General features: G+C 72.7%; 19 protein-coding genes. 1 reads left to right on the forward strand and 18 read right to left on the reverse strand.

Annotated features, from left to right (window positions below; all coding sequences use genetic code 11):
* Positions 1–180 precede the first annotated feature (180 nt).
* Positions 181–456, reverse strand: a complete 276-nt coding sequence (locus tag EKD16_RS21050) for a hypothetical protein (protein WP_131100694.1) — start codon at positions 454–456, stop codon at positions 181–183.
* A gap of 556 nt (positions 457–1,012) precedes the next feature.
* Here EKD16_RS21050 and EKD16_RS21055 point away from each other — a divergent pair.
* A complete protein-coding gene (locus EKD16_RS21055) occupies positions 1,013–4,411 on the forward strand; it encodes a UvrD-helicase domain-containing protein (RefSeq protein ID WP_131100696.1) in 3,399 nt (1,132 codons plus the stop codon).
* Positions 4,412–4,470: 59 nt separating this feature from the next.
* Here the strand turns inward: EKD16_RS21055 and EKD16_RS21060 are convergent, their stop codons facing one another.
* The 17 genes from EKD16_RS21060 to folE all read right to left on the reverse strand — a co-directional run bounded on the left by EKD16_RS21060 (position 4,471) and on the right by folE (position 22,843).
* Positions 4,471–5,016 (reverse strand): amino-acid N-acetyltransferase, encoded by a 546-nt coding sequence (locus EKD16_RS21060; RefSeq protein ID WP_131100698.1) that lies wholly within the window; start codon positions 5,014–5,016, stop codon positions 4,471–4,473.
* Between the two features lie 154 nt (positions 5,017–5,170).
* Positions 5,171–5,422, reverse strand: coding sequence for a LuxR C-terminal-related transcriptional regulator (locus EKD16_RS21065; protein ID WP_394347356.1), 252 nt, complete (start codon positions 5,420–5,422; stop codon positions 5,171–5,173).
* A 687-nt stretch (positions 5,423–6,109) separates the two neighbouring features.
* Positions 6,110–7,606 (reverse strand): bifunctional lysylphosphatidylglycerol synthetase/lysine--tRNA ligase LysX, encoded by a 1,497-nt coding sequence (lysX, locus tag EKD16_RS21070; RefSeq protein ID WP_131100702.1) that lies wholly within the window; start codon positions 7,604–7,606, stop codon positions 6,110–6,112.
* Between the two features lie 61 nt (positions 7,607–7,667).
* Entirely contained in the window at positions 7,668–8,447 is a 780-nt protein-coding gene (locus EKD16_RS21075; RefSeq protein WP_131100704.1) for a type III pantothenate kinase, read from the reverse strand.
* Between the two features lie 32 nt (positions 8,448–8,479).
* Positions 8,480–11,092, reverse strand: a complete 2,613-nt coding sequence (locus tag EKD16_RS21080; RefSeq protein ID WP_131100707.1) for an L-aspartate oxidase — start codon at positions 11,090–11,092, stop codon at positions 8,480–8,482.
* 43 nt (positions 11,093–11,135) lie between these two features.
* The gene (gene panC, locus EKD16_RS21085) at positions 11,136–12,011 is read right to left on the reverse strand and encodes a pantoate--beta-alanine ligase (protein ID WP_131100709.1); all 876 of its coding nucleotides are present in this window, start codon (positions 12,009–12,011) and stop codon (positions 11,136–11,138) included.
* A gap of 31 nt (positions 12,012–12,042) precedes the next feature.
* Complete coding sequence (locus EKD16_RS21090) at positions 12,043–12,933, reverse strand: Rossmann-like and DUF2520 domain-containing protein (protein ID WP_131100711.1); 891 nt, start codon at positions 12,931–12,933, stop codon at positions 12,043–12,045.
* Between the two features lie 285 nt (positions 12,934–13,218).
* On the reverse strand, positions 13,219–13,464 hold the full coding sequence (locus EKD16_RS21095) for a chaplin family protein (protein ID WP_131100713.1): 246 nt from the start codon (positions 13,462–13,464) through the stop codon (positions 13,219–13,221).
* A gap of 570 nt (positions 13,465–14,034) precedes the next feature.
* Complete coding sequence (locus EKD16_RS21100; RefSeq protein WP_131100715.1) at positions 14,035–14,277, reverse strand: DUF320 domain-containing protein; 243 nt, start codon at positions 14,275–14,277, stop codon at positions 14,035–14,037.
* Between the two features lie 382 nt (positions 14,278–14,659).
* Positions 14,660–17,389: a PH domain-containing protein gene (locus EKD16_RS26545; RefSeq protein WP_341351853.1), complete on the reverse strand. Its 2,730-nt coding sequence runs from the start codon at positions 17,387–17,389 to the stop codon at positions 14,660–14,662.
* Positions 17,390–17,392: 3 nt separating this feature from the next.
* Positions 17,393–17,836 carry a PH domain-containing protein gene (locus tag EKD16_RS26275; RefSeq protein ID WP_394347357.1) on the reverse strand — a complete coding sequence of 148 codons (444 nt, stop codon included), beginning with the start codon at positions 17,834–17,836 and terminating at the stop codon, positions 17,393–17,395.
* A 1,128-nt stretch (positions 17,837–18,964) separates the two neighbouring features.
* Positions 18,965–19,402, reverse strand: coding sequence for a DUF3180 domain-containing protein (locus EKD16_RS21115; RefSeq protein WP_207391619.1), 438 nt, complete (start codon positions 19,400–19,402; stop codon positions 18,965–18,967).
* A gap of 175 nt (positions 19,403–19,577) precedes the next feature.
* Positions 19,578–20,093, reverse strand: coding sequence for a 2-amino-4-hydroxy-6-hydroxymethyldihydropteridine diphosphokinase (gene folK / locus EKD16_RS21120; RefSeq protein ID WP_131100717.1), 516 nt, complete (start codon positions 20,091–20,093; stop codon positions 19,578–19,580).
* 115 nt (positions 20,094–20,208) lie between these two features.
* Positions 20,209–20,589: a dihydroneopterin aldolase gene (gene folB / locus EKD16_RS21125; RefSeq protein WP_131100718.1), complete on the reverse strand. Its 381-nt coding sequence runs from the start codon at positions 20,587–20,589 to the stop codon at positions 20,209–20,211.
* The gene (locus tag EKD16_RS21130) at positions 20,586–21,041 is read right to left on the reverse strand and encodes a nuclear transport factor 2 family protein (RefSeq protein ID WP_131100720.1); all 456 of its coding nucleotides are present in this window, start codon (positions 21,039–21,041) and stop codon (positions 20,586–20,588) included. Before EKD16_RS21130 ends, folB begins: the two co-directional genes overlap by 4 nt.
* On the reverse strand, positions 21,038–21,889 hold the full coding sequence (gene folP / locus EKD16_RS21135; protein ID WP_131100722.1) for a dihydropteroate synthase: 852 nt from the start codon (positions 21,887–21,889) through the stop codon (positions 21,038–21,040). The genes EKD16_RS21130 and folP overlap by 4 nt, the downstream gene beginning before the upstream one ends.
* A 357-nt stretch (positions 21,890–22,246) precedes the next feature.
* On the reverse strand, positions 22,247–22,843 hold the full coding sequence (folE, locus tag EKD16_RS21140; protein ID WP_131102841.1) for a GTP cyclohydrolase I FolE: 597 nt from the start codon (positions 22,841–22,843) through the stop codon (positions 22,247–22,249).
* Between the last annotated feature and the right edge of the window lie 16 nt (positions 22,844–22,859).

Below are 22,859 nucleotides of genomic sequence, written 5' to 3' on the forward strand. Positions count from 1 at the left end.
ATCCGGGGGGAACGCAAAAGACAATTCTCCGCGCGGAGGAAAACTCGCGCGGCCTATGCCGCGGCCGCCCGAGCAGAGCAAATCCCGGCCCGGCGGCCGATACGGCCCCGCGGCCCGATGCCCGGTCCGCCGAAGCCGTTCACACGGGGGATGCTCCGCCCCTTTCCCGAGTGCTGCCGGTTAGCGGTCGCGCTGATCCGCTGCGTCACCGCGGAGTTCCGCGCCGGAAGCGCCGGCCCCCTTTGCCCCGTCATCGCCGGCAGCGCTGTCCGCCTCCGGCCCGGCGGCCGCCGCGGTGTCCGCGGATGCGCACCGCGAAGCCGGGTCCGCCTCGCTGACAAGTCGCCCGTCCGACGTTCTGGGCGCCATCTCCTTGCGGAGCAGCTTGACCACGAACGTGCAGAAGACCGCCGCGACAACAGCAGGGGGCAGCAGCGCCGACAAAACGTCACCCATCGAGCCTGCACCCCTTCCTTGTTGTTACTTTATGCAGCAATTACCCCACTGAGGGACGCCGCCCGCTCGGCCGACCGACCGGTCGACGCGCCCGCTCATACAACGGCCGCGGACTCCGTCATCATAGACACCCCGCGCACCCGTTCGAACCCGACCCCGCGGATGGCTTTAGGACAACCCCGAAAGCCCGTCATATAAGGGGTTCCGGGTTCGCCGGCGGCTCCGCCGAACCCCGCTGCAGAGCCGGCTGCAACCATTTCGATCCACTGGGGAGACCGGGAATATATAGTTCGGTACCCACAGTCCGAGGGAGCCGATCCCGAGAAGCCCTTGCGGCGCTCAGCCGGGATCCGCCCCACATTGCACACATTACCTGTTACCTGATCGTATCCGCCCCGCCCGCCGCGGTCCGCATTGGCGTCGAAGGCGCGGGCAAGTTGTGGGATCGTGGCAGCCCGACTCGGGCGAGTCCGACATCGGCCGGCGAGAGCGGACGCGACTTACGCGCGTTCTCCGCGCGCAGCCCGGTCACCGTGGGCATTGGGAGGACCTCACCGTGGAGTTCCACGCAGATCTGCATATCCACTCCAAGTACTCGCGGGCCTGCAGCAAAGATTGCGACCTGGAGCATCTGGCGTGGTGGGCGGCCCGCAAGGGTATTGCGGTAGTCGGTACCGGTGATTTCACTCACCCCGCCTGGCGCGAGCAGTTGCGCAGCAAACTGGTGCCCGCGGAGCCCGGTCTGTTCCGCCTGGCTCCCGATATCGAGGCCGAGGTGCTGCGCACTCTGCCGCCCGCGTGCCGGAATCCGTCGCGGTTCATGCTGAGCGTGGAGATCTCCACCATCTACAAACGGGGCGAACGGACCCGAAAGGTGCACCATTTGCTCTACGCGCCCACCATGGAGGCGGCCGAGACCATCACCGCCGATTTGGCCCGCATCGGCAATCTCGCCTCCGACGGGCGTCCCATCCTGGGGCTGGATTCGCGCGACCTGCTGGAGATCACCCTGGCCAGCGACCCGGGCAGCTATCTCGTCCCCGCCCACGTGTGGACGCCGTGGTTCGCCGTTCTCGGATCGAAATCCGGTTTCGACGCCGTCGCCGACTGCTATGCCGACCTCGCCGAGCACATCTTCGCGGTCGAGACGGGGCTCTCCAGCGACCCGGAGATGAACTGGACGGTGTCGTCGCTGGACGCCTACACCCAGGTCAGCAATTCCGACGCGCACTCGCCGCCGATGCTCGCCCGGGAGGCGACGCGCTTCGACACCGCTCTGGATTACCATGCCATCCGCCGGGCTCTGCAGACCGGCGACGGATTCCGCGGGACCGTCGAGTTCTTCCCCGAAGAAGGCAAGTACCACCTCGACGGGCACCGCAAATGCGGCGTGCGGATGGAGCCCCACACCACCCGCGAACACGGCGGCCGCTGCCCCGTGTGCGCCAAGCCGCTGACCGTGGGAGTCTCCCACCGCGTCCACGAACTCGCCGACCGCCCCCTCGGCCACCGCCCCGTCGGCGCCGCGGGATTCACCAGCCTGGTGCCCCTGCCCGAGGTCGTCAGCGAGATCGTCGGCGTCGGCCCCAAGAGCAAGCGGGTGCAGGGCGAGGTGGCCCGGTTGGTGGGCGAACTCGGCTCGGAACTGGACATCCTGACCTCCGCGCCGACCGACGAGGTCGCCCGGGTCGGCGGCACCCTGCTGGGCGAGGCCGTCACCCGGCTGCGCGCCGGAGCCGTCGTACGCGAGGGCGGCTACGACGGCGAGTACGGCACCATCCGCATGTTCCGTCCCGGCGAGCCGACCTCCGCCGGTTCCGCGCCCGCCCTCTTCGATGCCGGCGAGCTGGCGTCGCCCTCCGCGGCGCCGGGCCCGGCCCCCGGGCGGACGGCACGGACCGGCCGCGGCCCACGCCCGCCGCGCGCCGGCTCGGACGGCGCCGGGGCCGAGCCGGGCACGGCCGGTGCGGGCGACGCACAAGGCGACGCGCCGGGGAACGGACACCCGGACCACGGTCAGGCCGGCGGCGCCGACGACGGCGAGGCCGAAGCGCGCACAGCCGCTCTCCGCCCCGGCGAGGTACCGGAACCGGCCATGGCCTCCGCTGTACCCGCCGGGGAGCCCGCAGCGGCCGTCTCAGCGCCCTCCGGAGCACGGCCCGCGGCCGCGCAAGGGACGAAAGCCCCGGATTCCCCTGTGCTGTTCGCCGACGACGCGGACACCCCCGCCCCGCCTGTCGCTCGAAGCGTGCTCGACGGACTCGACCCCGAACAGCGCGCCGCCGCGGCGGCCCCCGCCGGCCCGCTGCTGGTGGTGGCCGGTCCGGGTACCGGCAAGACCCGCACGCTGACCCGGCGCATCGCGCATCTCGTCGCCGATTGCGGTGTTCCCGCCGCGAGCTTCCTGGCGATCACCTTCACCCGGCGCGCCGCCGAAGAGCTGACCGAGCGCCTCGGCGGCCTGCTGGGCGAGGCCGCGGGCGGCATCACAGTCGCCACCTTCCACCGCCTCGGTCTGCTCATCCTGCGCGAGCAGCACGAGCGGGCGGGACTCTCCCCCGGCTTCGGCATCGCCGACACCGCCCGGCAGCTGGAGGTCGCCGCCGCGGCCGCGGGCTCCGAGCAGGAGGGCAAGCGGCTGCTGGCACGCCGCGACGCCGGCGAACCGGCCGAGGAGGACGCCGGCTACGAGCGCCGACTGCGCGAACTCGACCTGGTGGATTTCGCCGACCTCGTCTCGCTGCCGGTGCGCCTGCTGGAGGCCGACGACGAACTGGCCGCCGCCTACCGGGAGCGCTGGAGCCGCATCAGCGTCGACGAGTACCAGGACGTGGACGAGTGGCAGTACGCGCTGCTGCGCCTGCTGACCGGCCCGGACGGCGACATCACCGCCATCGGCGACCCCGATCAGGCCGTCTACGGGTTCCGCGGTGCCGACGTCGGCTTCTTCCTGCGCTTCACCACCGACTTCACGGACGCCGCCACCGTCCGGCTGAGCCGCAACTACCGCTCCAACGCCGCCATCGTGGACGCGGCCGTGCAGGCGATCGCACCGGCCTCCCTGGTGCCCGGACGCGAACTGCGGGCCGTCGGCGACTTCACGGACCCGCCGCGCATCGGTATGCACGTCGCCGCCGACGAACGGGCCGAGGCCGCGTTCGTGGCCCGCTCGGTCGACCGGCTGCTGGGCGGGACGTCCTGGCACTCGCTGGACAGCGGCCGGGTCACCGGCGACGGCGACGGCGGCCTCTCCTTCAGCGACTTCTGCGTGCTCTACCGCACCGACGCGCAGAGCGAGGCCGTCATGCGGGCGTTCAACACCGCCGGCGTCCCCTACCAGAAGCGCTCGCACGACCGCCTGCTGGCGCGGCCCGGGGTGCGGATGCTCGCCGACGAGCTGGTGCACCACGCGCAGGGGCCGCTCCCCGAGCGCGTCCGCTCGGCGGTGGAGCTGCTGTGCGAGCGCCACTCCGCCGACGAGGAGAGATGCGCCGACCTGCGCACCGCGGGTGAACTGGTGCTGCCGCTGGCCGCCGAGTGCGGCGCGGACCTGGCGGAGTTCCTGTCGGCGCTGGCCATGGGCGCCGAGGTCGACGCCCTCGACCCGCGCGCCGACCGCGTCGCGCTGCTGACGCTGCACGCGGCCAAGGGCCTGGAGTTCCCGGTGGTGTTCCTGGTGGGCTGCGACGACGGACTGCTGCCCTTCCGGCTGCCCGGCGCGGCCCCCGACGGCGGCGCCGAGGCCGAGGAGCGCCGACTGTTCTTCGTCGGCCTGACCCGGGCCCAGCACCGGCTCTACCTGTCGCGGGCGCGGCGTCGCACACGGCGCGGTGCGGCCGCCGACACCGCGCCTTCGGCGTTCCTGGACGCGATCGACGCGGGCTTGACCATGCCGGTCGACGAGGAGTCGGCGGCGCGCAAGCGGCCCCGGGACCGCCAGATGCGGCTGCTTTGACCTCCTCCCCCAGCCGAAGTCGGGGGTTCCGCCCCACGCTGGGTGGTGCCCCTCCGGCGTCAGTGCGTACGCGGAGTGCCGGGCTCGTCGAGGTACACCAGCATGCGGGTGTTGCCCAGGGTGTTGGGCTTCACCCGCTCCAGGTCCAGGAACTCGGCCACGCCTTCGTCGTAGGAGCGCAGCAGCTCCTCGTAGACCCGTGCGGAGACGGGCGCGCCCTGGATCGGCTGGAAGCCGTGACGGGCGAAGAACTCGGTCTCGAAGGTCAGGCAGAAGACGCGGCGCACGCCCAACTCGCGGGCGCGGTCCAGCAGCGCGGAGACGACGGCGTGGCCCACGCCGCGGCCCTGTGCGGCGGGATCGACGACGACGGTGCGGACCTCGGCCAGGTCCTCCCAGAGGACGTGCAGCGCACCGCAGCCGATCACACTGCGTTCGAAGGGCTCGCCCCACTCGGCGACGCAGAACTCCTGCACGTCCTCGTAGAGGTTGACGGTGCTCTTGCCGAGTACGCGGCGCTCGCCACTGAAGGAGTCGACGAGGCGCCGGATGTGGGCGACGTCGCGGGTGCGGGCGCGGCGGACGGTTACCTGGGTGGCGGCCATAACCGCATCAGGTTACTCGTCCGCAGCGCCGCACGGCGACGAAGCGGGGCCACCGCCCCGTCCGGGGGAGAACAGGGCGGCGCGCCACCGCGGAACCGGGTGTTTCAGGGGTTCGTTCAGCCGGATCGAGCAGTCGGGGGATCGGTTCTTCGGGCTAGATCAACTGCTTGCGGGCAGCCCAGACGACCGCCTCGATGGGGGTGTTGACTCCCAGCTCGTCGCAGATGCCGCGGAGGCGGCGCCGCAGTGTGCGCGCGCTCAGCTCCAGGCGGCGTGCGGCGACGTCGGTCGTCACACCGGTGGCGATCTCGGCGAGCAATTGGAGTTCGTCGTCGCTCAGACTGACCGGAAGGTGCTTTCCACCCTCGGGGACCGGTACGGGCGCCGGCACGATGCTTTCGCGCATCAGCGGGGCACCGGGCTCGTTCGCTGCACGACGTACGAGTGTGGCCTGTTCCACTCCGTCCTCCCTCATCCGTGGTGAGTGCGGAACATCAACTCGTCACCGCAGAGGTCCTGCGACGGCCGGAGGCACGCTGCCTCTGGGCACACGTACGCCGACGTTCCCCGGTACCCACCCCTCTGCCCCGGTGCGAGGCGCCTCTCTGGCACAGAGGCGCACGCCCGGCGAGCGGGGGGCGCGCGGTCCCGGTCGGCGCGATCTGGGACGGACAGATCGCGCGTGGGCGCACACGGCCAAGGATGGACGGACCCGGTGGAACCGTGCCCAGCCACCCTCACTCACCGTCATGCCGATCCACTACGGCAAACCCGCGGAGGAATACTCCGCTTGCCTCGAAACGCTAGGCGGATCCCAACTGCCCGTCAAGGTCGAATTGACTACGATGTGTGACATTACGATCATGACTGGTCACGGTAGATGCGGGTGAGAAAACCTCGCACAAGAGACTGACCTGCGAAAAGAACCTTCGGGGGCCACCTCGGGCCACCCCCTGGGCCGGGCGCGCGGGATCCGCTGCGTGACCTGCCATACAGTGGCTGTGACCTGCGAATACACGGAATCGGCGAACATCACGATCCCGCAACGAGATCGGCTCGGTCGGCGCCCGGCGAGGCGCCGGGCGCCGACCCCTCACTCCGGCTTGACGAGCGGGAAGAGGATGGTCTCGCGGATGTTGCGCCCGGTAAGCGCCATGAGCAACCGGTCGACACCCACGCCGACGCCTCCCGTGGGCGGCATACCGTACTCCAGCGCCCGCAGGAAGTCCTCGTCGAGCTGCATCGCCTCGGGGTCACCGCCCGCGGCCATCAGCGACTGCTCTGTCAGCCGCCGGCGCTGCTCGACGGGGTCGACCAGCTCGGAGTAGCCGGTGCCCAGCTCCATCCCGAACCCGATGAGGTCCCACTTCTCGGTGAGCAGCGGGTCGTCGCGGTGCTGGCGCGTCAGCGGACTGGTCTCGACGGGGAAGTCTCGCACGAAGGTGGGCTGCTGCAGGGTGTGCTCGACCAGCTCCTCGAAGAGGTGCTCGACCAGTTTGCCCTGGCCCCACTCCGGGCTCCACTCCACCTCGCGGGTGTCGGCGACCTTGCGCACCGACTCCAGCGGCGTGCGCGGGGTGACCTCCTCGCCGACCGCCTCGGAGACCGCGTCGTAGAGGCGCACGGACGGCCACTCGCCACTGAGGTCGTACTCCCGGCCGTCGCGCTCGACGAGGGTGGTGCCGAAGGCCGCGTGCACCGCCTCCTGCAGCAGGCCGCGGGTAAGCCCGGCCATCACGTCGTAGTCGGCGTAGGCCTGGTAGAACTCCAGCATCGTGAACTCGGGGTTGTGCGTGGAGTCCGCGCCCTCGTTGCGGAAGTTCCGGTTGATCTCGAAGACCTTCTCCATGCCGCCCACCACGAGCCGCTTCAGGTACAGCTCGGGAGCGATGCGCAGGTACAGGTCGAGGTCGTAGGCGTTGATGTGCGTGGTGAAGGGCCGCGCGGTCGCGCCCCCGTGCACCGGCTGCAGCATCGGGGTCTCGACCTCGGTGTAGCCGCGGCCGTTGAGGCCGTCGCGCAGCGCGCGGATGGCCGCCGACCGGCTGCCCACCATCTGGCGGATCTCGGGGTTGACGATCAAGTCGACGTAGCGCCGGCGGACCCGTGCCTCGGGGTCGGTGAGGCCCTTGTGCTTCTCCGGCAGCGGCCGCAGGCACTTGGCCGTCAACTTCCAGGAGTCGACCATCACCGACAGCTCACCGCGGCGCGACGTGATGACCTCGCCCTCGACGCCGACGTGATCGCCGAGGTCGATGTCGCTCTTCCACGCCGCCAGCGAGTCGGGGCCGAGCTTGTCCAGCGACAGCATGATCTGCAGGTCGCCGGTGGCGTCGCGCAGGGTCGCGAAGCAGAGCTTGCCGCCGGTGCGGTAGAGCATGACGCGCCCGGCGATGCCGACGCGCTCGCCGGTGGCCGAATCGGGCGCGAGCTCCCCGTGTTTCTCCCTGACCGGGCCGATCGAGGCTGTCCGGGGGAACCCGAGCGGGAAGGGGTCGATGCCCTCCGCGCGCAGGCGGTCCAGCTTCTCGCGCCGGACCCGCATCTGTTCGGGCAGGTCGTCGTACGATTCGTCCAGTCCTTCGCTCACGGTGTGAATCCTATCGGCCGCATCCGGGTGTCCCCGACGCAGTGCCCCGGGCCCGGCGCGCTCAGGAGTTGCGCTCGTAGACCAGGCGCAGGCCGATGAGGGTGAGCCAGGGCTCGTGCGCGTCGACCGTCTCGCACTCGTCGACCACCATCGGCGCCAGGCCGCCGGTGGCCACCACCGTCACGTCGTCCACATCGTCGGTGAGCTCCTGGGCCATGCGGTCCACGATGCCGTCCACCTGGCCGGCGAAGCCGTAGACGATGCCCGAGCGCAGCGCCTCGGTGGTGTTCTTGGCGACGACCGAACGCGGCTTGACCAGCTCCACCATGTGCAGTTGGGCGCCGCGGCGCGACAGCGCCTCCACCGAGATGTCGATGCCGGGCGCGATCGCCCCGCCCACGTACTCGCCCTTGGCGCTGACGGCGTCGAAGGTGGTCGCGGTCCCGAAGTCCACCACGACCGCCGGACCGCCGTACTGCTGCACCGCCGCGAGCGCGTTGACGATGCGGTCGCTGCCGACCTCCTTGGGGTTGTCCATGCGGACGGGGACGCCGGTCTTCACCCCCGGCTCGACGATGACGGCGGGCACGTCGCCGAAGTGGCGGCGGAACATCTCCCGCATCTCGTGCTGGACGTTGGGCACCGAGCAGCACAGCGAGATCCCGTTGACCTGGCCGCTGCCGATGAGGGAACTGCCCCCGATGAGGCCGTGCAGGACCACCGCCCACTCGTCGGCCGTGCGCCGCGCCTCGGTGGAGACCCGCCAGTGTTCGACGAGCGTCTCGCCGTCGAAGAGCCCGAGAACCGTGTGCGAGTTGCCGACGTCGATCGCGAGGAGCATCTGGGGCCTCTCCTGGTGAGTTGTGGAGGATCTCAGCGAATGTCCCGAAGATCGAGCGCGATGTCCAGGGCCGGGCTGGAATGCGTCAGAGCGCCCACCGCGAGGTAGTCGACCCCGGTGGCGGCGACAGCCGCGGCGTCGGCCAGCCGCAGCCCGCCGCTGGACTCCAGCCGCGCCCGACCGTCCACCAGCCCGACCGCCTCGCGCAGCTGCTCGACGGTGAAGTTGTCCAGCAGGATCTCCTCGGCGCCGGCGGCGATGGCGGACTCGATCTGGTCGATCCGGTCGACCTCGACCTCCAAGGGGATTCCGGGAAAGGCGGAGCGCACCGCGCGGACGGCCGCGGCGACCCCGCCGGCGGCCAGCACGTGGTTGTCCTTGATCAGCGCCGCGTCCGCCAGACCGAAGCGGTGGTTGACCCCGCCGCCGCACCGAACGGCGTACTTCTCCAGCGCCCGCAGGCCCGGACGGGTCTTGCGGCTGTCGCGCACGCGCGCCCCGGTGCCCGCGGCGGCCGCGACCCAGTCAGCCGTCGCGGTGGCGATTCCGGACAGGTGGGTGAGGATGTTCAGGGCAGTCCGCTCGGCGGTGAGGAGGTCGCGGGTGCGGGCGGTGACGCTCATCAGCACGTCCCCGCGCGCCACCCGGTCACCGTCGGCGGCGTGCCGTTCGACCTCCACGACGCCGCCGGTGACCGCGGCGAAGACGAGTTCGGCGACGGGCAGCCCGGCCAGCACGCCCTCGGCCCGCGCCACCACGTCCGCGGTGCGGATCTGGGCCGCCGGGATGGTGGCGGCGGTGGTGACGTCGGCGCCCTGCCCGCCGAGCGGGCCGGGCAGGCTGAGGTCCTCCCGCAGCGCCGTGCGCACCCGGTCCACCACCCCGGCGGCGCCCCCGCCGTGGTGGCCGCCGGAGCGGGCGAGTTCCTCCAGTTCGGCGCCGAGTGGGCCGGTCAGCGGGTCCGGATCGGTCTCCTCCAGCCGGTGCCGCCCGCCGAGCTCTACGCGGACGTTCAGCCGGGCGGGCCCGAAAGGCGCCGGGGCCGCGGCTGCCGCGGCGGCGTCGGCACGCACCCGCAGCAGCGCGGCGTGCACCAGGGTGGCCGCGACCGTGAGCAGGTTGGTCGCCTCCCAGGCGGAGGTGCCGGGCACGGCTTCGTCGTTGGCGGGGTCGGCGGCGACCTCGGCCAGTTCACCGAGCGCGGCGCGCAGTCCCTCCTCATCGCGCACCACACCGGCGCAGCGCGACATCACCGCGCGGATACGGGCGACGGCCGCGGGCGCGACGAGCCCGCTCGGGCCCGCGCCGCCCGCCTCCGCCGGCGGCAGCGCGGGCCGCTTGCCGCCTTCGGCGCCCGCGCGCTCGGCCAGATCCTCCGCGGCGCGATGGGCGAACACGACGCTCTCCAGCAGCGAGTTGGACGCCAGCCGGTTGGCGCCGTGCACGCCGGTACGGGCCACCTCGCCGACCGCGTAGAGGCCGCCGACTCCGGTGCGCCCCCGCAGGTCGGTGCGCAGCCCGCCGGAGGCGTAGTGGGCGGCGGGCGCCACCGGCACCGGCTCGGTCACCGGGTCGACGCCGTGCTTGCGGCAGGCGGCGAGGATCGTGGGGAAGCGCTCCTCCCACATCGCGGCGCCGAAGTGGCGGGCGTCCAGCAGCACGTGGTCGGCTGCGGTACGGGCCATGGCCTCGGCGATCCCCTGGGCGACCACGTCGCGGGGGGCGAGGTCGGCCAGCTCGTGGCGGTCGCGCATGAAGCGGTGCCCGGCGGTGTCGACGAGGAAGGCGCCCTCCCCGCGCACGGCCTCGGAGATGAGCGGCTGCTGGCCGCGCGCCCCGGCACCCAGCCACAGCACGGTGGGATGGAACTGCACGAACTCCAGGTCCTCGGCCGCGGCCCCGGCGCGCAGCCCCAGCGCGAGGCCGTCGCCGGTGGAGACCTCCGGATTGGTGGTCGAGGCGAAGACCTGGCCGATCCCCCCGGTGGCCAGCACGACCGCCGGCGCCCGCACCCGGCCCACACCGTCGCGCTCGCCCTCGCCGATGACGTGCACCGTGACACCGGCCGCCACCGGCGCCCCGCCCTCCTCGGCGGGGCCGCTCCGGAGCAGGTCCGGTGCGAAGGCGTGCTCGACCACCTCGATGCGGGGGTCGGCGGTCACCGCGTGGACGAGGGCGCGCTCGATCTCGGCGCCGGTGGCGTCGCCTCCGGCATGGGCGATGCGGCGGGCGCGGTGCCCGCCCTCCCGGCCCAGCTCCAGGCTGCCGTCGGCGGTGCGGTCGAAGGCCGTACCGCGTTCCACCAGCCAGCGCAGGGCCTGCGGCCCGGCGGTGACCAGCGCGCGCACGGCTTTCGGATCGCACAGCTCGCGCCCGGCCACGACCGTGTCGACCATGTGTGACAGCGGAGCGTCGGCGGGATCGGTGACCGCGGCGATACCGCCCTGGGCCCAGCGGGTCGAGCCGGTGGACAGCAGGTCCTTGGTGACCAGTACGACCCGGCCCTGCGGCGCCAGCTCGGTGTAGCGCAGGGCCGTGCTCAAACCGGCGATCCCGGAGCCGACGACGACGACGTCGCAGGCGGTCGTCCACCCCGGCGCGGGTGCGGTCAGCCTGCGCGGCAGGTCGGGGGGCGTGTCCGACACCGCGGATCCTCCTTCGTCCCGGTGCCGCCGCCCGCGAGGCGGCTCACAGGGTGAGCGGCACGTTGTCGATCAGCCGCGTCTGCCCGACACGCGCCGCCACGAGCAGGACGGCGTCACCGCGGAAGTCGTTGGGGACCTCCGCGAAGGTGTGCGCGTCGACCAGGGACAGGTAGTCCACGGTGACCGGTGGGTCGCCCGCGGCGGCCTCGTCCAGGACGGCGCGGGCCGCACTGAGAATACCCACCGGCCCCGTGACCGAGGCGTCCGCCCCCGCCAGCAGGGACCGGGAGAGGGCGAGGGCGCTGCGCCGCTCCTTCGGAGAGAGGTAGGCGTTGCGGCTGGAGGAGGCGAGGTTGTCGGGGTCGCGCATGGTCGGGGCGGCGGTGACGGCGACCGGCATGTTGAGGTCGCGCGCCATGCGGCGCACCAGCGCGAGCTGCTGGGCGTCCTTCTGCCCGAACACGGCGACATCCGGGCGCACCAGGTTGAAGAGCTTGTTCACCACGGTCAGCACACCGCTGAAGAAACCGGGGCGGAACTCGCCCTCCAGCACCCGGCCCATGGCTCCCGGATCGACCCGCACGATCTGCTCGCCGGGGTACATGTCCTCGACCGAGGGAGCGAACACCAGGGAGGCGCCCTCCTCGGTGCACACCGCCAAGTCGGCGTCGAGGTCGCGGGGGTAACTCTCGTAGTCCTCACCGGGGCCGAACTGCAGTGGATTGACGAACACACTGACCACCAGCGCGTCGGCCTGCTCGCGGGCGGTGGACATCAGGGCGCGGTGCCCGCCGTGCAGAGCGCCCATGGTGGGCACCAGCGCGACCCGGCCTTCCAGGCGCGAACGCAGGACGGCCAGCTCCTCGGGGGTCCGGGCGACGGCGGGGGTGGTGCGGGAGGATTCGGCGGGGTCGATCATGGGGGAGTCTCCCAGGGTCCGGGGCAGTCGCTCACGCCTGGAGGACGTCCAGCAGGCGTTCGGCGTCGTGCGGCTTGAGCAGTCCGGCGTCCAGGGCGCGGTCGGCGGTCAGCCGGGCCAGAGCCACGTAGGCGGGCACGCTCTCGGGCGAGTGCCTGCGCAGCTCGGCGAGGTGGGCGGCCACGGTCGCGGTGTCGCCGCGCAGAACGGGGCCGCTGAGGCCGTCCATACCGAGCCGCAGGCCGTTGTCCAGCGCCGCGCCCAGCAGCGGGCCGAGCACCCGGGACGGGTGCTCCACGCCCGCGGAGCGCAGCAGCTCCGCACTTTCGGCAACCAGGGTGACCAGGTGGTTCGCGCCTCCGGCCAGGGCCGTGTGGTAGAGCGTGCGGTGCTCCTCGGCGATCCACACGGGTTCGGCGCCCATCTCGACGACGAGCGCCTCGGCGATGGGCCGCAGCGTCTCCGGCGCGGTGACGCCGAACGAGCAGCTCGCCAGGCGGTCGACGTCCTCGTCGCGGCCGGTGAAGGTCATCACCGGATGCAAAGCGAGAGGCAGCGCCCCGGCCGCGGTGGCGGGTGCGAGCGCGTGGTAGCCGTGGCTGCCGCTGGTGTGGACCAGGAACGTGCCGTTCACGTCGCCGCCGGTCTCGACGAGGCCGCGCACGAGCGGTTCGAGGGCGTCGTCGGGGACGGTGAGCAGCGCGAGATCGGCGGCGGCGACGACTTCGGCGGGGTCGGCGATGCGCGCCGAGGGCAGCCGCCGGGCGGCCCGCTCACGCGAAGCCTCCGAGACCGCGGACGCGGCGACCACCTGGTGCCCGGCCCGTTCCAGCGCAGCCCCCAGCACCGAGCCGACCCGCCCGGCGCCGACGACGCCGACACGCAACCGGGCCGGCCGCTGCGTGTTCTCCGCCTGCTGCATCGCACCTCGTTCCAGTCCACCCGGGGTACCGGACATCTGCGCGGCCAGCTTACTTATGGCCGGAGGCGCCGCGTCCACACCACCCCGTGCGACAGTGGGGCGCGGCGGGTCCCACCTGTGGAATCGCCCGTAGAGGTGCGAACGGAGAGAGACGGCGCACAACACGAAGCGGCGCCGCCGGGGGCAGGCGGCGCCGGCTCCCCGCGCGCGGTGGCCTGCCGCGCACGGGGCGGGGGGCGGGAGGGTGCGCCGACCGGCCGTGTCGGGCGCACCGGCGGCTGAGGGCTACTGCGTGTTGATCATGATGCCGGAGTTGTAGCAGGCGCCGCCTGCGTTGCCGACCACCGCGACCGCGTTGCCGCAGCCGTTCACCGCGGTGTCGGCGTCGACGGCGGCCTGGTTGCCCGCCACGATGCCGCCGTTGCCGGCGCTGAGGACGTCGCCGTAGGCGGCGTAGGCGGGGGTGGCGCTGAACAGGATGCCCGCGGAGGCGGCGGCGACGGCACCGGCGGCGAGAGACTTCTTCAGCACGTGGCTTCCCTTCTTCGGACCGGTCAGGGGTCGACCGGCCCTCGGTGTTCGCTGATGCGTGAGCACCCGTCGTGCTCGACACCGGATGTAGCCCCCCGCCCACGCGCTCACACCTCCCACACCGGCGGTTATGTCGATGCGGATACACACAGGCACATTGGGTGAAACACTTTGTCCGGATATGGAATGACGTTCTCCACCTGGCGAGCACCCGGGTTCCGGCATGACGTGACCTGCGGCACACCCGTACCATCCGTTTCCGCCCACCGCGGAACCGGCGTTTCGGAACGAAGAGTTCCATGCCGGTTGCGGCCGGGCAGAACAGCCGACTCGGCCCGTCCACTCGGATCCCCTCCACCTGTAGCGGTTGCGGCGCGGCGGCTCGGGACGACCGGGCGGCCTTACCGGCCGGCGTTCTCAACCGCGCCTTGGCGCCGCCCCTCCCGCTCCCGGGACGATTCCCGGGCCGGTACGGCGCTGGAACGACGAAGCCGGCGCCGCCCCGCGGGGCGGCGCCGGCTCGCAGCGCTCAGGGTGTGCTCCCGCGGGCGGGAGCACGGGAGTTCCTGCCTACTCCCAGACCATCGCGCCGGACTTGTAGCAGGCGCCCCCGCCGTTGCCGAGGACGCCGATGCCGTTGCCGCAGACGTTGACCGGCACGTTCAGGTCGGCGACGACCTGGTTGCCGCCCAGGATCGAGCCGTTGCCCGAGGTGAAGATGTCGTCGTCGGCCGAGGCACTCGGGGCGCTCGCGAGGATCGCACCGGCAGCGGCGGCGGTGAGGGCACTGGCGGCCAGGGTCTTCTTCAGCACGTGGATTCCCCTTATCCAGGCCGAACGGGGACAACCGTCCGGCGTGTTGTTCGACTGTGCGTGAGAACACGATTACACATCGCGTTCGAGGATCAATCTAGTCACACACCCCCGCCCGCGTCCTGCGTTTCGATCAACTCGGCGAATGTGAATAACCCGCAGCATTCATTCAGGCGCGTAGCGTGACACCTATTGTCCGGACATTCCTCCACGAATCTCCGACTTCAGCGCCCCTCATCCGCACCATGCGTGACACATGCCACATCCGTCCCATCGGGCCGACGTGTCCCCTACCGGCGTTGCGCCGGACCGGAACCCGCGGGCACTTCGGGGCGAAACCCCGGCCGACACGCCCGGCGCGGCGGTGGCGTCAAGGGTGGCGTCACGGCGCCGGAGGCGCCGACTCGCTGCGTGTCGCCCAGCGCTCGGGGCCCGCGTTCGCCTGGCGCGCGGCGTGGCCGTAGGCGGCCATACCGTCCACGACACGGCGCGCCTCCCCGATCTCCCGTCCGTCGGCGTGCGCCCGGATCGGCCCCGGCGGCGTGTCGGCGTCCACCGTGGCCACACCGCGCCGACGGCTCAGCGGACCCGCGGTCATCCGAACGGTCTGCGTCCGCGTGTGCGGCACGATCTCGGTGATATGGCAGACGAGTCCGCGCCGCGCCACGAACACCTGCTCGTCGACACCCAGCGCACCGTCGCGGGCACGGCCGCTGCCGGCCGGGTGCATGCGGGTCTGCGAGACATCGGTCCCCGGGAACAGCTCGTTCACCAGCAGGTAGCCGAGCCGGCGCGGCACGACCGGCAGCAGGGTCGAGGAGTCCATCTGCCGCTCGCCGACGTAGCCGGCGACGTTGGCCTCCACGCGCACCACGCCCAGCGCCCGCCACAGCAGCGGCTCGACGATGCGGACCGCCTGCACGCGCCCCGGCGGTACCGTCTGCATCCGCGCCTGGAAGATCCCGTAGCGCAGGCGCAGCCCGTCCGGCGACAACGAGGCGTAGAAGTCCGTATAGCGCATCAGCGGTCCCAGGAAGCCGCGCATCAGCCCGAGCAGCAGCGGTACGGCGCCGCCGAGGACACCCGCCTCGAACACGCCCGTCCCCGCTCCGACGGCCGCGCCGGCGGCGACGAGCAGCACGAACAGCATCACTGCGCCCAGCACCGGCAACCGGAACGCGAGAGCGCCCAGCAGCAGCCCGAACGGCAGCTTGTAGAAAGGCCACTCGGGCGCCTCGGGTGTGTTGCCGGAGAGCCCGGCCGCGTGCGCCAGCAGGGTCGCCCGCAGGCGCTCGGCCCGGTTCCAGGACAGATACCGAAGCCGGATCTCGCTGGAGTCGCCGCCCGCGAGTTCCACCCGTAGCTCGGCCAGCCCCAGCACCTGCATCAGCAGGGGACGCACGACGTCCACGGCCTGCAGGCGGCTCAGCGGTATCTCCCGTGAGGACCTGCGGACCAGCCCGGAGTGGACCACCAGGTGGTCCTCACGCAGTCCGAAAGAGGAGTTCCACCATGCCAGCAGCGCGAAGGCGACTGCGCCGCACGCCACGGCCAGCGTCATGAGCAGTACCCAGATCAGGCCGAACTGCAGCAGCAGCGGGCCCGGCAGGGCCAGAAAGACGACGGTCACCAGGAGCACCTGGAAGGGGACCGACGCCCAGTGCGTGCGGTGGGCGCCGCGGGTGACGTCGGATTCGCCGGACGGCCGCGACCCGGACCGCTCGCCCCCACCGCCGGGAGGAGGCGGCGGGGCCGCGGCCGTAGGCGGCAGGAAGCGGGCGCGGACACTGCCGCCGACGGGCGGGCCGCCCGGCAGCGGAGCAGGGGCACCCGCGCCCGCGTGCGGGGCGTAGGGACCGGCCTGATGGTGTCCCGCGGCGGAGTGCGCGGCCTGCCCGCCCCAGGGGGCGCCGGGGGCACCGTGCGGAGCGGGAGGCGGGCCTGCGAAAGGCGGTGGGCCGTGGTGCGGCGGACCGTGGGCGGGTGCCGGCGGCTGCGCCGGGCGGCTCGGCTCGGACGGTCCCGGAGCGCTTCCGCCCATAGCGGGCGGACGCGCCCATTCCTGAGGGGACGACCCGCGGGGCGCCGCGTACGTGTCGACGGGGCGCTCATCGGCGGGAGGAGCGAACCGCGGCCCGCCGCCGCGCCGCTCAGCCGCGCCGCGGGAGGGCGTCCCGCCCGACTCGACGACCGGGACGCCCGACTCGTCGGTGCCGACGATGCCGCCCGCCTGCGGCAGGTCGCCGCTCTCGGCCTCGGACCGGGACGCGGCGGCGCCGGCGGAACCGGGCCCGGCCCCGCCGCGATCCTCCCGCTCCGGCACCCCGTGATGGCCCTCCGGCCCCGCGCCGCGGCCTTCGGCACCGCCCGGCGCACTGCGTCCGCCCCGCTCCCCGAACCCGCCGGTCACGGACTGCTCCTCGCGCAGCGGATGGCGGCCGTCGAGCGGGCCTTGAGCGCCGGCCGCGCCCGGGACGCCGTCTTCCCGCCGCCATTCCGATGCTGCACCGGCTCCCGTATCGTCCCGCCGACCCGACGCAGACGAGTCGGGCCGTACGGAGGCGTGGTCCTCGTCGTCGCGGCGCCGAGCGGCCCCGACACCCTCCGAACCGCTCGCGGCACCGCTTGCGGACGGGGATCCCGCGTCGGAGGACTGGTCGGTGTAGTACGGGCGCTCGGCGACCGGCGGCGGGGCCACCTGTTCAGAGCGGTGGGTGTCGGTGGGTGCGGTCACCGGGCGCAGTTCGGGCATGCCGCGTTCGGGCGGCTTACCGAAGGCCCATTCCTCGGGGTCTGCCTCACCCTCGGCGTCACCCGGTTCACCGCTCTCGTGCGACTGGGCGCCGGGCCTGTCCGCGGCGTCGGCGGCGCGGCCGTTGGACGGCTCCACCGCCGGGTCGGACCCGTCGCCGCCGGGCCGGGTCGCATCGCCGTCCGGCTCCGCGCGATCCCTGCTCCGCGTTTCGCGCTCGGATGCCGGGCCGAACCATTCGCCGGCGGGGACGGCGGAATCCGAACCGGGCTCGCGGCCTCGATCGTCCTGCCCGCGGCGGTCGTCGCGGGTGCGGTTGTCGGCGTCCGGGCCGGACGCGGTGCGGTCGGCGTCGCTCACGGATCACAGCCCCGTCGAGAAGGTCTCACTGCGTGCGGCCAGCCGGTCGCGCAACTGGACGGCGTCGTCCAGGCGCAGGCCGGGGATGCGGGTGTCGGCGGTGGTCGCCGCAGTGCGCACTTGCACGGTCGCCGTGCCGAGCGCCTGTTCCAGCAGGTCGGAGGTGACGTCGACGACCTGCATACGGCCGTAAGGGATGACGACGAGCTGGCGGGTGAACAGGCCGTAGGTCAGGTAGAGGTCGGTCTCGCCCTCGGCGTAGCCCCAGGTGTCGCGCATCAACCGGGCCGCCCACCAGCCCAGGCCGCCGAACGCCGCCGCAAGAACGGCCCAGGCGAGGGCCCACACCCATCCGACGATCCACAGCGCTGCGCCACCCAGGAGCAGGGCCGGCACCAGTACCGCGAACATGACCGAGCGCCGGTACCAGGTCAGCGACGTCGACACGCGGTTCCACGACGTGCCCGCCGGGGCGGCGAACGCCGCGTCGATCCGCGACGCGAGTTCGGCGCGGTCCGCCGACCCCTCTGGCTCGCCCGACTGGGCGGGAGCCGCGGACGCGCTGCGATCGGCCTCGGATTCGCGCCCGGCGCTCGGGCCGGACGCGGATTGCTGAGAGACTGGCTCAGACGCGGCAAAGTCCACGATTCCAGTCAATCATCCCGATGCCACTCCCGAGCGCCATCATCCACAGGCCCGCGCGAACACGCCTGCAACCGCGGCTTTCCGGCCGTTCCCGGCGTGCCGCGCAGCGGGAGTGGATTAGGGGCGGGAGCGGGAGCGGGAGCGGTTCGCTGTGCGGCCTTGTTGGTCTGCCGGGAAACGGGCAGCCTGACGGGAAACGGCGGCGGCAACGGCAGCGGATGGCCCAGCCCGCGTCCAACGCACCGGGTGCTCGCCGGTGGCGCGCCCGACGGGGGCGACGACGCTGGCGGGCCCGGGCCTGCGGTGGTCGGCGGCGGTCATGCGGCCGGGGCGGGGCCACGAGATGCACGTAGGTGCGGCGGCACCCGCCTCGGCGCCGCCCCGGCGCCGGTATGTCCCCTATGCCGGTTCATCCGGCATCTATCGTGAACTTATGGCCACGGAATACGATTTCCGGCGACCATAAGTCCACGATAGACGGGAGAAGCCGCGCCGAGTCTGTCTCCAGGGCTGGATTCGGCGCCGAATCCAGCCCTGGAGACAGACTCGATGGGACCGGTGCTACCTATTGCAGGGTTTCGACCAGACAGTGGCCGGGATCCGGTGAAAACCGCGCGTTCGATGTGCCGACCGGCCTGCGGCGGCCGAACGCCGCCCCCGCCGGCCGCCGCCACCGGCGAGCACCCGATCCGACAACCGCAGGCCGAGCCATCCAGCGCCCTCGGCGCCGCTTTTCCCGAAGACCACCCGCACCCCGGCAGACCAGCAAAGCCACCCAGCGGACCCGAGCCGCCCCGCCACCACGCACCGCCACCGGCGAGCACCCGAGCCGACGGGCGCAGGCCCCGCCACCCGGCTGTCCCAAGGCCCCAAGGCCCCAAGACCCCACAGCCACCACGCCCCCATGCCCCGGCGTCCGCTGCCGCGCTCTCACGTTTTCGGGCCCTGCGGCTCCTCCTCGCCCGGGACGCGGCAGGCATACTCAAGGAACAGTGCGGCCGCCAGCAGCACCGCCGCCGAGAGCAGCGTGCCGGCCGCCGTAAGTGCATCGGTGCGAGCGTCCACCGCGCCGAGGCGCTCCAACAGGGCAGCCAGCATGCCGGCGAAGGCGCCGATGGCGATCGACGCGAACACCGCGCTGGCCTTGGCCAGGGCCACCAGCCGGGCGGCGCTGAGCGGTTCCATCGGCTCCGTGCCGGGCACCCGCCGGATCCGGCGCCGGGTGTGCACCGCAGTGATCGTCTCGGCGGCGGCCAACAGCAGCAGGGTGGGGATCGCGCTCCACGGAAGGAGCGGGATCCCGCCGTAGACCCGGTCGATCACCAGGAACGACAGAACTCCCGAAACCACGGCGACAGCCAGCGGCATCCGCCATCCGGTCGGCTTGATGCGGCCCTCGCCGCCTTCATCACCTTCACCGCCGGGTCCGGCGCCGTTCCCGTAGTCCGTCGGCCGGTCCTCGTTGTCGTCGTACACAGTCCTCACACCCTCAAAGACCCTCGATGCCTCGGCGACCGACCGGCCCCTCGCAGGCCGCCCGGGCTCAGACCCTCAGCACGAGGTCGTCCCGGCGGTGCAGTTCCTGGCCGTCGATACCGGCGAGCAGCCGACGCACCGAGCCGCGCCCGGAGATCTCGGCGTCGGGCTCGACGTCGGCCCACGGCGCCAGCACGAACGCCCGCTCGTGCGCGCGGGGATGCGGGAGAACGAGTTCCGGGGCGTCGCTGGACTCGCCCCCCACCGCGATTATGTCGACGTCGAGGGTCCGCGGCCCCCATCGCACGTCGCGCACCCGCCCCAGCGCCTCCTCGACGGACTGCGTCCGCTCCAGGAGCACATCGGCGGGCATCCGGGTGTCGGCGGTCACCACGGCGTTGAGGAACGGTCCCTGCTCGGGGCCGCCCACCGGCGCCGTCTCGTAGACCGGCGACAGCCCGGCCGGCTCCAGCCCGGGCGCGTCGAACAACGCGTCTACGGCGCCCTGCAGCGCGGCCAGTCGGTCACCCACGTTGCTGCCGAGGGACAGCACGACCCTGCGTCGCGTCGCCGGCCCGGTCATCGCCTACCCCCTTCGACTGCCATGCCGTCTACGGCGGCTCCGGCGCCCATCGCCGTGCCCCGCGAGCCGACCGGTCGAAACACCTCGCCCGGTACCGCCGGAGGCTCTGCGCGCCTCACCCGCCCGCCCGGTTCGTACGCACGATAGTCACGGCGACGTCCTCGAAAGTGTGCGGGATCGGCGCCTGCGGCTTGTGCACGGTGACCTCGGCCTCCCGCACCCGCGGTTCAACCAGGCACACCGCAGCCAACCGCTCGGCCAGCGTCTCGATCAGGTCGACCGCCTCGCCCCGCACCACCGACACGAGCCGTTCGGCAAGCTCGCCGTAGTGCACCGTGGCCGCGAGGTCGTCGCTGGCGCCGGCCTCGCTGAGGTCGAGTCCGATGGCGACGTCGACCACGAACTCCTGGCCCTCGCGCCGCTCCTCGGGAAGCACCCCGTGGTATCCGCGGGCGCGCAGTCCGCGCAACCGGATGCGGTCGAGCGCCTCGGTCACACCGCGTCCCCCTCCCCGTCCTGCTCCTCGTTCTCGTCGAGCAGAACCGGCGAGGCGTGGTGCGACCACAGCCGCCAACCCTCCGCGGTGCGCACGAACATGTTGGTGGTGACCACCTGCCCGCCCGCGACGAACCCGGGGCTGTCGTCCTCGGCGGTGAGCACGTTCTCCTCGCAGGTGACCATGGCCACCTCGCCGCTGACACCGATGTGGGTCTCGGTGAGCACGTACTGGATGTAGGGCACGTTCGCCATGATCAGCGTCCAGGCCCGCATGATCTCGGCACGCCCGCGCAGCAGCGGCCAGCCCGGGTTGATGCAGACGAGGTCGGGCGCCTCGTCCTCCTCGGCCCAGACGCGGCGCATCAGGTCGATGTCGCCGTTCTCGATGGCACCGTAGAACTGCGCGTTGGCCTCGGCGACGCGCTCCATGACCTCCTGGCGGGACCTCACCGGCCGCTCCGGCCGATGAGTTCGCCACGCCCTTCGTCGAGTCGGGCTCCGCCGGTACCCCAAGCCGCGGCGACCCGTACCGCGTCGGCGTTGGGGCGGACGTCGTGCACCCGGACGCACCAGGCGCCGTTGGCGGCGCAAAGCGTGGTCAGCGCGACGGTTGCGTCGTCGCATCCGGCGAAGTCGCGCGGGTTGCCGTCGGCGTCGCTGAGCAGCCGGCCGAGGAAGCGCTTGCGGGAGCCTGCGATCAAAAGTGGACGCCCCAAGTCGTGGAATCGGTCGAGATGAGCGAGCAGTGCCCAGTTGTGGGCGCGGTCGGGCAGCTTGGAGAACCCGAGTCCGGGGTCGAGGACGACCTGCGAGGGAGCGACCCCCTCGTCGACCATGGCCGCCATGCGCTCGCGCAGCTCGTCGTGGACCTCCTGGACCACGTCGGCGTAGCGGGCGCGGTCCTGCATGAGGTGGCTGTGGCCGCGCCAGTGCATCAGCACGTAGCCGACCCCGGTCTTGGCGAGCAGGCGCGCCATGGCGGGATCGGCGAGCCCGCCGCTGACGTCGTTGACCAGCCGCGCGCCCGCCTCCACCGCATGGGCGGCCACCTCGGCGCGCATGGTGTCGACGCTGACGGCGATTCCCTGGCGGGCGAGTTCGCGCACCACCGGCTCCACCCGGCGCAGCTCCTCGTCGCGGGAGACGCGCTGCGCGCCCGGCCGGGTGGACTCCCCGCCGACGTCGACGATGTCGGCGCCCTCCTCGGCGAGGCGCACACCGTGCTCGATGGCGCTGGAGGTGTCGAACCACGATCCGCCGTCGGAGAACGAATCGGGGGTGACGTTGACGACGCCCATGACCAGGCACCGCTCCCGGACGGGCAGACCGGGCAGATCCCGGCCCGACGGGAGCGTGGTGGGCGCGGCTCGGGCGCCCTCACGCTGCTGGGGTCCGTTCGCTTCGATGGCCGTGATCGTCTCTTCCCCTCCCCCTTCGTGGGGCCGCCGCGCCCGGTACGCGGTTGGCGTCCGTCCTCACGTGAGCGGACCAGCGGCGATCCGGCCCGCCGCCGACGGGCGGATCCTGTCGATCAGCCTACGAGACCCCCGGCTTGCGCTGCGACCCGCCATACGATCGATCATGCCGGGATCGGCGGCCGCCGCGGGTCCGGCGACGGCGCCGGCGCGGCAAGTGCGGACGCCCGCCCGGGCGGCTCAGTGCTGGCCCAGGATCAGGCTCATGGCCTCGGCACGGGTGCGGTCGCGGTTGCGGAAGTCGCCGCGCACGGCCGAGGTCACCGTCTTCGCACCGGGCTTGCGCACCCCGCGCATGGTCATGCACAGGTGTTCGGCCTCGATCACCACGATGACCCCGCGCGGTTCCAGGTTGGCCATGATGCCGTCGGCGACCTGAGTGGTCAGCCGCTCCTGCACCTGGGGGCGGCGGGCGTAGACGTCGACCAGACGCGCGATTTTGGACAGCCCGGTGATCTGCCCCTTGCTGTTGGGGATGTAGCCCACGTGGGCGCTGCCGTAGAAGGGCACGAGGTGGTGTTCGCAGGTCGAGTACAGCTCGATGTCGCGGACGAGCACCATCTCCTCGTGACCCGCCTCGAACACCGTGGTCAGCACGTCCTCGGGGCGCTGGCTCAGACCGGCGAACTGCTCCTCGTAGGCGCGCGCGACCCGCGCCGGGGTCTCGCGCAGACCGTCGCGGTCCGGGTCCTCGCCGATGGCCAGCAGGATCTCCCGGACCGCCTTCTCGATCCGCCCGTGGTCGACCGACTTGTGTGCCGGGACGACCAGCGGGATGTCGGTATCGGCATCG

Source organism: Streptomonospora litoralis (assembly GCF_004323735.1).
GTDB lineage: Bacteria > Actinomycetota > Actinomycetes > Streptosporangiales > Streptosporangiaceae > Streptomonospora > Streptomonospora litoralis.